The sequence below is a fragment of the Streptomyces sp. CB03238 genome, assembly GCF_002099185.1.
Lineage (GTDB): Bacteria > Actinomycetota > Actinomycetes > Streptomycetales > Streptomycetaceae > Streptomyces.
Genome location: NZ_NBCN01000005.1, coordinates 134592 through 146759 on the forward strand (window position 1 = coordinate 134592; position 12168 = coordinate 146759).

Sequence of the window (12168 nt, forward strand, 5' to 3'; positions counted from 1 at the left end):
TCAGAACGTCACGGGCCGATGCTGCTGCCTACGCCGCCTCCGGTCGAGCTCCCGATCGGGCGGATGCCCTTGGTGATCTCGTCCATGGTGGCCGGCGGCGGGGCGCCCGGTCCGGCGGAGAAGACGAACCGCACGATGACGGGCGACTCGCTGCCGAGCGAGGACGGGAAGGCCAGGGACTGGACGTACCCGCCGGGGCCCTGGTTGGTGGTGACCTGCCAGCGCACCAGGTAGCCGGTGCGTCCGGCGACGACGGCGGGCCGCTCGGCGAGCACCTTGTGGGAGCGGATGCCGCCGTGGGGCCGGACGCCGAGGGAGTCCGCCTCGAACGCGCGGTCGGCGGCCTTGGCGATGTCCTCCTTGGCGATGGCCTCGGGGTCGGTGGTGCCGGTGGCCGTGGCGGTGAGGGAGAACACCGAGCCCCGCTTGCAGGTGCGGCTGCTCGCGGCGGGGCACGGGTCGGCGGCGACGGTCGACACGGTCGGCAGGTCGTCCGCGGTGCGCTCCGGCTTCTCCCAGCCGCCGAGGATGGGCAGGGTGATGCCGTTGAGCTGGTCGACGACGACCGTGGCGTCCTCGGTGGGCGCGGCTGTTGTGGGCGCGGGCGCGGAGCTCGTCGGCGGCGGCGCCGGGCTGTTCGCGGCGTCCACGGGCGGCTCCTCGTCGGAACCGAGGACGATCACCACCACGGCGGTCACGGCCGCCACCGCGACGCCCGCGGCGGCGAAGGCGATCAGGCGGCCGGTCCGCCTCGCCGGGCGCGGGGGGATGACGACGGTCGCGGGGGAGGCGGTACGGGTGTGCCCGGTCCAGGCCGCGCCGTCCCACCAGTGTTCGACGGCGGGGTTGCCTGGATCCGGGTACCAGCCGGGAGGGGTCGTCATGCTCATGCGGTCACCTTAGGGGGCGTGCACCCGGTCCAGCTGATCCGGTACGACGCTCCCGTCGGCCCGGCGGACGGGACCGCGGGTGCCGTCGGCGGCGGTGTAGCCGGTCGTGGCGCACGGGTACGGGGCGGCCTTGCGCGGCTTGGGCTGGATGAACATGGGGTTGACGATCCAGCGGCCGTCGGCGTTGTCGTACGCCCGGCACATCACCTCGTCCTTGTTGCGGTTGAGGACGAGCCGCAGGGCGGTGGCGTCGCGCAGGAAGGAGATGTCGGTGTCGGAGTCGCCGGCCGCGAACACCTGCCTCCGCTGGGCGGGCTGGACCTGGTCGGCGGCGGCGCCGCGTACGCCGAAGATCTCCTGGTTGATCCAGCAGCGCTTGCCGTCGATGTACGTGATCATCGAGTCGTCGCCGTCGCGGACGGTGCCGCAGCCCTGGAGCCGGCCGGTGAGGCGGCCGCCTTCCGTCACGTTGCGGATGCCGATGGCGTGGGACGGCTTGATGCCGACGCCGCCCGCCCAGACGTCGACGACCGGCTCGGGCGAGGCGGAGGTGATCCACACGTCGAAGCCGGCCTTCTGGAGGGTACGGACGAGGTCGCGCTGCTGGTCGTAGTAGCGGACCCAGCCGGTGGCGGTGCCGCTGCCGACGCGCTGCTCGGCGCCGATGGGCGCGGCGAGGTTCTCGGCGCGGGCGGCGGCCGCGAAGGACTCCACCTGGCGGGTGGTCCAGCCGTGCAGGAGCTGGGCGAGCCAGGCGTACTGAGGCTCCATGCGCCGGTGGTCGAACCCGGTGAAGGCCGCGTCGCCGGAGGTCGTCTCGCCGTCCCCGTACACGGACAGGATCTCGTCGGCGCAGTCGGTGTCGGTGGCGGTGGGCAACGTCCGTACGGCGGTGGGGCAGGCGGCCGCGAGGGAGGTGGCCGCGGCGTCGGTGAGGTAGCGGCTGGTGGTCTGCCAGTCGCCGCCCTGGGGCGGGCGTATGCGGCTGTTGCGGAGCAGCCAGAACATGGTGGCGTCGCCGACGTCGTTCTTGATGACGGTGTTGTCCCAGTCGAAGACGGCGACGGGCTTCTTGCCGCTCGTACGGTTCTCTCCGCAGTGGCCGTGGCGGTCGATGAGCTGTTGCAGTCTCGCCCGGTTGTCGCCGTACCAGCCGTCGGAGACGGTGAGGCGCGGGCACTTCTCCGGCGTGGCGTGGGCGGTCGCGGAGGCTGCGGTGAGGCCGGTGACCGTCAGGGGGAGGGCGGCCGCGGCGGCGGCCCAGCGGCGTATGTCTGTCACGTACACGCTCCTGGTGTATGCGGGACAGCCGGGCGTCGTGCGACGCCCGGCTGTCGGGGTGGTGGGAGAGAGCTGAACTACAGGGGGGTGACGTACGCCCCGGAGATGCCGCCGTCGACGAGGAAGTCGGTGGCGTTGATGAACGAGGAGTCGTCGCTCGCCAGGAACGCGACGGCGGCGGCGATCTCGTCGGCCTCGGCGAAGCGGCCGGCCGGGATGTGGACGAGGCGGCGGGCGGCGCGCTCGGGGTCCTTGGCGAACAGCTCCTGGAGGAGCGGGGTGTTCACGGGCCCGGGACACAGGGCGTTGACGCGGATGCCCTCGCGGGCGAACTGCACGCCCAGCTCCCGGGACATGGCGAGGACGCCGCCCTTGGAGGCGGTGTACGAGATCTGGCTGGTGGCGGCGCCCATGATGGCGACGAAGGACGCCGTGTTGATGATGGAGCCCTTGCCCTGGCGCCGCATGTAGGGGATGGCGGCCTTGCAGCAGAGGTAGACGGAGGTGAGGTTGACCTCCTGGACCCGCTTCCAGGCCTCCAGGCCGGTGGTGAGGATGGAGTCGTCGTCGGGCGGCGAGATGCCCGCGTTGTTGAAGGCGATGTCGACACTGCCGTAGGTGTCGTACGCGGTCTTGAACAGCGCCTCGACCTCGTCGGCGTCGGTGACGTCGACGCGTACGAAGGTGCCGCCGACCTCGTCGGCCGCGGCCTTGCCGGCCTCCTCGTCGATGTCGCCGCAGACGACGTGGGCGCCCTCGGAGGCCAGGCGGCGCGCGGTGGCGAGGCCGATGCCGCTGCCGGCGCCGGTGATGACGGCGGTACGGCCGGTGAGGCGGCGGCACACAGGGGTTTCGGTCATGGTGGTTCAGGCCTCCGTGCTGATGAAGACGTTCTTGGTTTCGGTGAAGGCGGTGAGGGCGTCGGGGCCGAGCTCGCGGCCGAGGCCGGACTGCTTGTAGCCGCCGAACGGGGTCCAGTAGCGGACGCTGGAGTGGGAGTTGACGGAGAGGTTCCCGGCGCGGACGGCGCCGGAGACGCGCAGCGCGCGGCCGACGTCGCGGGTCCAGACGGAGCCGGACAGGCCGTACTCGGTGGCGTTGGCCAGGCGTACGGCGTCCTCCTCGTCGTCGAAGGGCAGGACGACGGCCACGGGGCCGAAGACCTCCTCGACGGCGGCGGGCGCGTCGGGCGTGAGGCCGGTGAGGACGGTGGGCGGGAACCAGAAGCCGGGGCCTTCGGGCGCCTTGCCGCGGATGGCGGTCGCGTCCTCGGGGACGTACCCGCGCACTCTCTCCAGCTGGGTACGCGAGATCAGCGGGCCCATCTGGGTCTTCTCGTCCGACGGGTCGCCGACGACGATCTCCTCGATGGCGGGCGTCAGCAGCTCCAGGAAGCGGTCGTACGCGGTGCGCTGGACGAGGATGCGGGTGCGGGCGCAGCAGTCCTGCCCGGAGTTGTCCAGGAAGGACATGGGCGTCGCGGCGGCCGCCGCCTCGATGTCGGCGTCGGCGAAGACGATGTTCGGGCTCTTGCCGCCGAGTTCGAGCGTCACGCGCTTCACGCGGTCGGCGCACGCCGCCATGATGCTCTTCCCGACGCGGGTGGACCCGGTGAAGACGATCTTGGCGACGCCGGGGTGTTCGACGAGGGCGTTTCCCGCGACGGGTCCCGCGCCCGGCAGCACCTGGAAGAGGTGTTCCGGGAGCCCGGCCTCCAGGGCGAGTTCGGCGAGCCGGAGGGCCGTGAGGGGCGTGGTCTCGGCGGGTTTGAGGATGACGGCGTTGCCGGCCGCGAGGGCGGGGGCGGTGCCCCAGGCGGCGATCGGCATGGGGAAGTTCCAGGGGGCGATCACGCCGACGACGCCGAGGGGTTCGAGGATCGTGATGTCGAGGCCGCCGGGTACGGGGATCTGGCGGCCGTTCAGGCGCTCCACTCCCCCGGCCGAGTAGTCGAGCAGGTCGCGGACGTTGCCGGCTTCCCAGCGGGCGTTGCCGAGGGTGTGGCCGGCCTCGCGGACCTCCAGCCGGGCCAGTTCCTCGACGTGCTCGTCGACGACGGCGGCGAAGCGGCGCAGGAGGCGGGCGCGGTCGGCGGGGGCGGCCGCCGCCCACACCCGCTGGGCCTCGGTGGCGCGGGTGACGGCGGCGTCGACGTCGGCGGCGGTGGCGGCCGGGACGGTGGCGATGACCTCTTCGGTGGCGGGGTTGAGTACGAGGTGTTCGCTGGTCAAGACAGGGGCCTCACATGCGTTCGAAGGAGCGGCGCAGCTCCCAGTCGGTCACCGCGGCGTCGAAGGCTTCGAGCTCGATCCGCGCCATGTTGCGGTAGTGGGCGACGACCTCGTCCCCGAAGGCGGCCTTCGCGATGGGGCTGTTCTCCCACAGTTCGGCGGCCTCGCGCAGCGTGGTGGGGACGTGGGCGTAGTCGGCGGTGTACGCGTTGCCGTCGCACGGCTCGGGGAGTTCCAGCTGCTGCTCGATGCCGTACAGACCGGCCGCGACCAGGCCCGCGACGGCGAGGTGCGGGTTGACGTCGCCGCCGGGGAGGCGGTTCTCGAAGCGCATCGAGCGGCCGTGGCCGACCACCCGAAGGGAGCAGGTGCGGTTGTCGTACCCCCAGGCGACGGCTGTCGGCGCGAAGGAGCCGGGCTGGAAGCGCTTGTAGGAATTGATGTTGGGCGCGTAGAGGAGGGAGAAGTCCCGCAGCGCGGCCAGCTGTCCGGCGAGGAAGTGCCGCATCACCGGCGACATCCCGCCGGGTCCGTCGCCCGCCATGACGTTGCGGCCGGCGTCGTCGATGGACTGCAACGACAGGTGGATGTGGCAGGAGTTGCCCTCGCGCTCGTTGTACTTGGCCATGAAGGTGAGGGAGACGCCCTCCTGGGAGGCGATTTCCTTGGCACCGGTCTTGTAGATGGCGTGCTGGTCGCAGGTGACCAGGGCCTCGTCGTACTTGAACGCGATCTCGTGCTGGCCGGGGTTGCACTCGCCCTTGGCGGACTCGACGGTCAGTCCGGCGGCGGCCATCTCGTTGCGGATGCGGCGCAGCAGGGGCTCGATGCGGCCGGTGCCGAGGACGGAATAGTCGATGTTGTACTGGTTGGCCGGGGTCAGGTCGCGGTAGCCCGCGTTCCAGGCCTGTTCGTAGGTGTCCTTGAAGACGATGAATTCCAGCTCGGTGCCGACGTGGGCGGTGTAGCCGTGCTCGGCGAGCCGTTCCAGCTGGCGGCGCAGGATCTGGCGCGGTGCGGCGACGACGGGTGAGCCGTCGTTCCAGGCGAGGTCGGCGACGAGCATCGCCGTGCCCTCGTTCCAGGGGACGCGGCGCAGGGTCGACAGGTCGGGGCGCATGGCGAAGTCGCCGTAGCCCTTGGCCCAGGAGGACATGGCGTAGCCGTCGACGGTGTTGAGCTCCACGTCCACGGCCAGGAGGTAGTTGCAGCCCTCGGTGCCGTGCTCCAGCACGTCGTCGAGGAAGAACGGTGCGGCGAACCGCTTGCCCTGGAGCCGCCCTTGCATATCGGGGAAGGCCAGGACCACTGTGTCGATCTCACCGCTCGCGACGAGGGCACGCAGTTCCTCGACGTCGAGCGGGGGTTTGCGGTCTGCCACGGGATTGCTCCTCCTTCGGTCAGCCGGGAGCCATAAGGTATTGCGGAAGACCATTGCTTGGGAAGGGGAAACCGCGAGGTGGCGAAGAAGAGCTCGGGAAGTGCGTCCGGGGACCGGCTGGCGCCCGTGCTGCGGCCGGTGCGGGCGGGCAACGGCTTCGAGGAGGCGCTGGAGCAGATCCTCCAGGTCGTACGGCTCGGCCTGGTGCCCGGCGGCGAGCGGCTGCCCGCGGAGCGGGAGCTGGCGGACCGGATGGGGATCAGCCGGGTGACGCTGCGCGAGGTGCTCAAGGTGCTCCAGGAGCAGGGCCTGGTGGAGAGCCGGCGCGGCCGGTACGGCGGAACGTTCGTGCTGCACCGGGACCGGGCGCCCGGCGACTCGGGCGAGGAGGAGCTGCGGCGCCGTATCGCGTCGGTGGACGTGGAGGACACGCTGCGCTTCCGCGAGGTGCTGGAGGTGGGCGCGGCGGGGCTGTGCGCGGCGCACGGGCTGTCGGAGGAGGGCGCCGCGCGGCTGCGTACGGCGCTGCGGGCGACGCACGACGCGCCGCTGGACGACTACCGGCGCCAGGACACGCTGCTGCACCTGACGCTCGCCGAGCTGTCCGGCTCGCCGACGCTGACGGCGCAGTACGCGGCCGTACGGGCGTCGGTGAACGACCTGCTGGACTGCATCCCGCTGCTCGTACGCAATCTGGAGCACTCGCAGCACCAGCACACGGCGCTGGTGGAGGCCGTCCTGGACGGGGACGCGGACGCGGCGCGCGAGGTGATGCGGGAGCACTGCGCGGGGACGGCGGCGCTGCTGCGTGGCTTCCTCACGTAACTGCCGGGCGTAACCCGAAAGTAACGCACGGGTCTTGCGTTCACGCCCGACCACCGCAAAGGTATGGGACCACTCCATTGGGCCCCGACCACTGACGCGGGAGCGCTGCTGCCATGACGCTGGAAGAAACGAAGGACACACCCGTCCCCACCGACGACTATCTCAAGCGCCGGGCCCTTCGGCAGGGCAGCGCCGGCTGGCTGCTGCTGACCGGGCTCGGTGTGGGGTACGTCGTCTCCGGCGACTTCGCCGGCTGGAACATCGGCCTCGCCGAGGGCGGTTTCGGCGGGCTGGCGATCGCGACGGTCCTGATGGGCGTGATGTACGCCTGTCTCGTGTACGCGCTCGCCGAACTGTCCGCCATCCTGCCCGCGGCGGGCGGCGGTTACGGCTTCGCGCGCCGGGCGCTCGGCACCTGGGGCGGCTTCCTCACCGGTACGGCCATCCTCATCGAGTACATCCTGGCCCCGGCCGCCATCTCCATCTTCATCGGCGACTACGTCGAGTCCCTGGGCCTCTTCGGCCTGGAGTCCGGCTGGCCCGTCTACCTCGCCTGCTTCGTCGTCTTCATCGGCATCCACCTGTGGGGCGTCGGCGAGGCGCTGCGCTTCAGCCTGATCGTGACCGCCATCGCGGTGGCGGCGCTGCTGATCTTCGCGGTCGGCGCGTTCACCGAGTTCCGGGCGGACGGGCTCAATGACATCCCGGCCGATCCGACGGCCTTCGGGGCGAACTCCTGGCTGCCGTACGGGCTGCTCGGCATCTGGGCGGCGGTCCCGTTCGGCATGTGGTTCTTCCTGGGCGTGGAGGGTGTGCCGCTCGCCGCCGAGGAGGCGAAGGACCCGGTGCGGTCCATGCCGCGGGCGCTGTCGCTGTCGATGCTGATCCTGGTGCTGCTCGCCGTGCTGACGTTCTTCGCGGCGACGGGCGTACGGGGTTCGGCCGCGATCCAGGACGCCGGCAACCCGCTGGTGGTGGCCCTCCAGGGGGACGGCGACCCGACCGCGCTGAGCCGGTTCGTCAACTACGCGGGTCTGGCGGGCCTGGTGGCCTCCTTCTTCTCCCTCATCTACGCGGGCTCCCGCCAGTTGTTCGCCCTGTCCCGGGCGGGGTACCTGCCCCGGTTCCTGTCCCTGACCAGCCGCCGCAAGTCCCCGTACCTGGGCCTGCTGATCCCCGGCGCGCTCGGTTTCGCGCTGGCGGCCGGTACCGGGAACGGAGCGCGGATGCTGAACATCGCGGTGTTCGGCGCCACCATCTCGTACGCCCTGATGGCGCTGTCCCACATCGTGCTGCGGCGCCGCGAGCCGGACCTGCCGCGCCCGTACCGTACGCCCGGTGGGGTGGTGACGTCCTCCGTCGCCTTCGTGCTGGCGCTCGCCGCGCTGGTGGCGACGTTCCTGGTGGACCAGGACGCGGCGTTCATCGCACTCGGGGTCTATGCGGTCGCCCTCGCGTACTTCGCCTTCTACAGTCGTCACCGTCTTGTCGCGAGCGCGCCCGAGGAGGAGTTCGCGGCGCTGGCCGCGGCCGAGGCCGAGCTCGAACGCAACTGAGAGGAACCGGCTGTGCCTTCCAAGCCGCTCATCGGCGTCACCACCTACCTCGAGCCCGCCAAGTGGGGCGTGTGGGAGCTGCCCGCCGCCCTGCTCCCGGCGACGTACCCCCGCCTGGTCCAGTCGGCGGGCGGCATCGCCGCGATGTTCCCGCCGGACGCCCCCTCCGCCGCCACGGACGTCGTCGCCCGCCTCGACGGCCTCGTCGTCGCGGGCGGCGCGGACGTCGACCCCGTACGCTACGGCGCCGACCGCGACCCGCGTACGGGCCCGGCGGCGGTGGAACGGGACGCCTGGGAGCTCGCCCTCATCGAGGCGGCGCTGGCGGCCGGCACGCCGGTGCTGGGCGTCTGCCGCGGTATGCAGCTGCTGAACGTGGTTCTCGGCGGCACGCTGCTCCAGCACCTGGACGGCCACACCGGTGGCGTGGGCGTCTTCGGCCGGCACACGGTCAAGCCGGTCCCGGGCACGCGCTACGCCTCACTCATCGGCGAGGCGACGACCGTCCCGACCTACCACCACCAGGCCCTGGACCGGCTGGGCGAGGGCCTGACGCCGTGCGCGTACGCGGAGGACGGCACCGTGGAGGCGGTCGAGCTGACGGGCACGCGGTGGGCCCTGGGCGTCCAGTGGCACCCGGAGATGGGGGAGGACGTGCGGGTGATGGAGGGGCTGGTCGCGGCGGCGTCCTAGGGGGGTCCGGCGGCTCAGCCCGTGCCGCCCCGCGCCAGGGACAGCAGGTCACGGGCCGGGCCGGTGGGGAGGGGGCCGATGGGCCAGACGGCGCGGAGGGCGCGCTGGAGGTGGACGCCTTCCACGGGGACCTCGACGAGGCGGCGGGAGGCGAGTTCCTCGGTGACGGCGAGTTCGCTGAGGACCGCCGGGCCCGCTCCGCTGATCGCCGCCGCCTTGACCGCTGTCGTGGAGGCCAGCTCCATGAGGGGGTCGGCGAGCCCGCCGTAGTCCGCGAGCGCCGCGTCCAGCACCTGGCGCGTTCCCGAGCCGTACTCGCGCAGCACCAGCGGGGTGGCCGCCAGTTCGGCGGGCGTGAGCGGGGCGCGGCGGCGGGCCCACCGGTGGGAGGGGGCCGTGACCACCACGAGCCGGTCGTGGGCGACGACCGCGGCGTCCAGGCCCTCGGGGACGGCGAGGCCCTCGACGTACCCCAGGTCCGCCTCCCCGGCGAGCAGGCTGGCCGCGACGGCGGTCGAGTTGCCGGCCTGGAGCGAGACGGCCGTGTCGGGGCGCTCGGCGCGCAGGGCGATGAGCCAGCCGGGCAGCAGGTACTCGGCGATGGTCATCGAGGCGGCGACCCGCAGCCGTGAGTCCCGCCGGTCGCGCAGCGCCTGGGCGCCAGCGTCGAACGCCTCGGCGGCCTCGACGACACGCCTCGCCCAGTCGGTGACGAGCGCACCCGCGTCGGTGAGCCGGGAACCGCGCGGGGAGCGGTCCACGAGGGCGACGCCCAGTTGCCGTTCCATGGAGCGGATGCGGCTGCTGGCGGCCGGCTGGGTGATGCCGACCTCGCGCGCGGCCCGGCCGAGGCTGCCGTGCCGGGCGACGGCGAGAAGCAGTTCCAGGGCCCCGAGGTCGGGCACGCGATGCGAGATGCTCATAACTTCAGTTTATGGGGTCATAGGGACATGATCTCTGGTGTGGGCCATCGGCGCAGGTCAGGGTGGGTCCATGGCAACCCTCGCGCAGCAGCTCCCACTCCCCCGCGTACCCCGCGCCATGGCCGTCCGGCACCTCGGGCCCAACTGGTACGCGACGGTGATGGGCACCGCGATCGTCGCCAACGCGGGCGCCGCACTGCCCCTCCAGGTACCCGGTCTGCGCACCGCCTGCACCGCCCTCTGGGCACTGTCCCTGCTGATGCTGCTGGTCCTGCTCGCGGCGCGCGCGCTGCACTGGACGCTCCATAGGGACCAGGCCCGGGCCCACCTCCTGGACCCGGCCATTGCCCCGTTCTATGGGTGCCTGGCCATGGCCCTGGTCTCGGTCGGCGGCGGCGCCGTCGTCGTCGGCCGGGACTGGATGGGGCCGGCCACGGCGGTCACCCTCGGCGGGGTCCTGTTCGTGGCGGGGACGGTCATCGGCCTGACGGTCGCGGTGACGATCCCGTACCTGATGGTGGTGCACCACAGGGTCGACTCCGCCTCGCCGGTGTGGCTGCTGCCCGTCGTCGCGCCCATGGTGTCGGCCGCGCTCGGCCCCCTCCTCGTACCGCATCTGCCGCCCGGACAGTGGCAGCGGACGCTGCTGATCGGCTGCTACGGGATGTTCGGGCTGAGCCTGCTGGCGACCCTGGTGGTGCTGCCGCTGGTCTTCGGCCGGCTAATGACCGGCGGCCCGCTGCCGCTCACCCTGACGCCGACGCTGTTCCTGGTGCTCGGCCCGCTGGGGCAGTCCACGACGGCCGCCAGCAACCTCGCCGACGCGGCGCCGCCCGGCATGCCGTACGCGGCCGGGTTCGCCGTCCTGTACGGCGTACCCGTGATGGGCTTCGCGCTGATGTGGCTGGCGCTGGCCGGGGCGATGGTGCTGCGGGCGCGGCGGCGGGGCATGGGGTTCGCGATGACGTGGTGGGCGTTCACGTTCCCGGTGGGGACGTGTGTGACCGGCGCGGAGGGGCTGGCGCAGCACACCGGGCTCGCGGCGCTGCGGTGGCTGGCGGTGGTGCTGTACGTGCTCCTGGTGGCGGCGTGGCTGACGGCGGCCGTCAGGACGGCCCGTGGACTGGTCGGCGGAGCGCTGCTCGCAGCGCCTCCGGTGCCTGGGCCAGTGACGGCCCGTACCAGGTGAGGTGCCGCCCGTCGACGAGGGCGGCGGGCAGCCCGGCGAACGCCTCGGGGCCGTCGTCGGCGGTGAAGCGGTACGGCTCGTCCGGCAGGACGACGAGGTCGGCGCCTGAGGCGCGCAGCTCGTCGAGCGGGATGCGCGGGTAGCGCTCGGCGTGGTCCGCGTACACGTTCGCGACGCCGAGGCGGGCCAGCAGGTCGCCCGCGAAGGTGTCCCGGCCCAGCACCATCCAGGGGCGGCGCCAGATGGGCACCACGGCCTTGCGGTACGTGTCCGAGGGCGTCACCGCCGCCCAGGCCGCCTCCGCCTCGTCCAGCCAGCGCGGCCGGGTGCGCACCCCGCAGGCGCGCAGCACCCGGTCCAGCTCGGTGAACGCCTGGTCCAGGGCGCGGATCTCGGTGACCGCCACGTCCAGGCCGGCGGCGCGCAGGGCGGCGAGGTCGGGGGCCCGGTTCTCCTCCTCGTTGGCGATGACGAGGTCGGGGCGGAGGGCGGCGATCGCGGGGACGTCCGGGTTTTTGGTGCCGCCGATACGGGTGACGTCCAGCCCGGCGGGGTGGGTGCACCAGTTCGTGGCACCGACCAGCCGTCCTGGGGCCGTGACGGCGATCGCCTCGGTGAGGGACGGGACGAGCGAGACGACCCGCATCAGGTGGCCGTCTCGATGTGCTCGGCGACGGAGACGACGAGGATGCGGGTGTGCGGGTCGCCGGCCCGCCAGCGGTGGCGGACCCCGCCGGAGAGGTAGAGCGTGTCGCCGCGCTCCAGCCGGTACGCCTGGCCCTCGGCCTCCACCTGGGCGGCGCCGTCGGCGACGTACAGCATGGCGTCGTTGCGCAGCACGAGCTCACGCCCGGCGTCGTGCTCGCCGGTGAACTCCTCGGCGTGCATCTGGTGCTCGCCGCGCACCAGGGCCCGCGCGCCGGGCCGGCCGGGGTCGTCGGCGGCGCGTACGACGTCGACGGTGCGCGCCGGGTCAGCGGCGTCGAGCAGCGCCACGGTAGTGGTCTCCAGGGCGTCGGCGATCTGCTGGAGCGAGCGCTCGCTGGGCCGGGCGCGCTCGTTCTCGATCTGGCTCAGGAACGGCACGGACAGGCCGCTGCGCTCGGCGACCGCGGCGAGGGTGAGCGCCATGGCTCTTCGCCGCCTGCGGACGGCCACGCCCACTCGTAGCGTTTCCTTGTCGTCCATCTCCTCGGCTC

Annotated in this window: 12 protein-coding genes; 4 read left to right on the forward strand and 8 right to left on the reverse strand. The window is 72.7% G+C overall.

Features of this window, described 5'->3' with window-relative positions:
- Window positions 1-8 precede the first annotated feature (8 nt).
- The 5 genes from BKD26_RS10180 to BKD26_RS10200 form a co-directional block, all read right to left on the reverse strand.
- Complete coding sequence (locus BKD26_RS10180; protein ID WP_084897515.1) at window positions 9-890, reverse strand: DUF2510 domain-containing protein; 882 nt, start codon at window positions 888-890, stop codon at window positions 9-11.
- 9 nt (window positions 891-899) lie between these two features.
- On the reverse strand, window positions 900-2171 hold the full coding sequence (locus BKD26_RS10185; protein ID WP_084897713.1) for a haloacid dehalogenase-like hydrolase: 1272 nt from the start codon (window positions 2169-2171) through the stop codon (window positions 900-902).
- Between the two features lie 77 nt (window positions 2172-2248).
- Window positions 2249-3031, reverse strand: coding sequence for a 3-oxoacyl-ACP reductase (locus BKD26_RS10190; protein ID WP_084897516.1), 783 nt, complete (start codon window positions 3029-3031; stop codon window positions 2249-2251).
- Window positions 3032-3037: 6 nt separating this feature from the next.
- Window positions 3038-4402, reverse strand: coding sequence for an aldehyde dehydrogenase family protein (locus BKD26_RS10195; protein WP_084897517.1), 1365 nt, complete (start codon window positions 4400-4402; stop codon window positions 3038-3040).
- Window positions 4403-4412: 10 nt separating this feature from the next.
- Entirely contained in the window at window positions 4413-5783 is a 1371-nt protein-coding gene (locus BKD26_RS10200) for a glutamine synthetase family protein (RefSeq protein ID WP_084897518.1), read from the reverse strand.
- Window positions 5784-5861: 78 nt separating this feature from the next.
- On the opposite strand from BKD26_RS10200, the gene BKD26_RS10205 reads away from it, so the two are divergent.
- The 3 genes from BKD26_RS10205 to BKD26_RS10215 all read left to right on the forward strand — a co-directional run bounded on the left by BKD26_RS10205 (window position 5862) and on the right by BKD26_RS10215 (window position 8857).
- Window positions 5862-6608: an FCD domain-containing protein gene (locus tag BKD26_RS10205; protein ID WP_084897519.1), complete on the forward strand. Its 747-nt coding sequence runs from the start codon at window positions 5862-5864 to the stop codon at window positions 6606-6608.
- A gap of 113 nt (window positions 6609-6721) precedes the next feature.
- Entirely contained in the window at window positions 6722-8164 is a 1443-nt protein-coding gene (eat, locus tag BKD26_RS10210) for an ethanolamine permease (RefSeq protein WP_084897520.1), read from the forward strand.
- 12 nt (window positions 8165-8176) lie between these two features.
- Entirely contained in the window at window positions 8177-8857 is a 681-nt protein-coding gene (locus tag BKD26_RS10215) for a gamma-glutamyl-gamma-aminobutyrate hydrolase family protein (protein WP_084897521.1), read from the forward strand.
- A gap of 14 nt (window positions 8858-8871) precedes the next feature.
- Here the strand turns inward: BKD26_RS10215 and BKD26_RS10220 are convergent, their stop codons facing one another.
- Complete coding sequence (locus BKD26_RS10220; RefSeq protein ID WP_179166490.1) at window positions 8872-9780, reverse strand: LysR family transcriptional regulator; 909 nt, start codon at window positions 9778-9780, stop codon at window positions 8872-8874.
- 70 nt (window positions 9781-9850) lie between these two features.
- On the opposite strand from BKD26_RS10220, the gene BKD26_RS10225 reads away from it, so the two are divergent.
- On the forward strand, window positions 9851-10969 hold the full coding sequence (locus BKD26_RS10225; protein WP_084897522.1) for a TDT family transporter: 1119 nt from the start codon (window positions 9851-9853) through the stop codon (window positions 10967-10969).
- On the opposite strand, the gene BKD26_RS10230 is transcribed toward BKD26_RS10225, so the two are convergent.
- Together BKD26_RS10230 and BKD26_RS10235 are read right to left on the reverse strand one after the other, a co-directional pair.
- Window positions 10887-11615, reverse strand: a complete 729-nt coding sequence (locus tag BKD26_RS10230; RefSeq protein ID WP_084897523.1) for a helical backbone metal receptor — start codon at window positions 11613-11615, stop codon at window positions 10887-10889. The genes BKD26_RS10225 and BKD26_RS10230 overlap by 83 nt on opposite strands.
- A complete protein-coding gene (locus tag BKD26_RS10235) occupies window positions 11615-12157 on the reverse strand; it encodes a helix-turn-helix domain-containing protein (protein WP_073758287.1) in 543 nt (180 codons plus the stop codon). Before BKD26_RS10235 ends, BKD26_RS10230 begins: the two co-directional genes overlap by 1 nt.
- Window positions 12158-12168 lie beyond the last annotated feature (11 nt).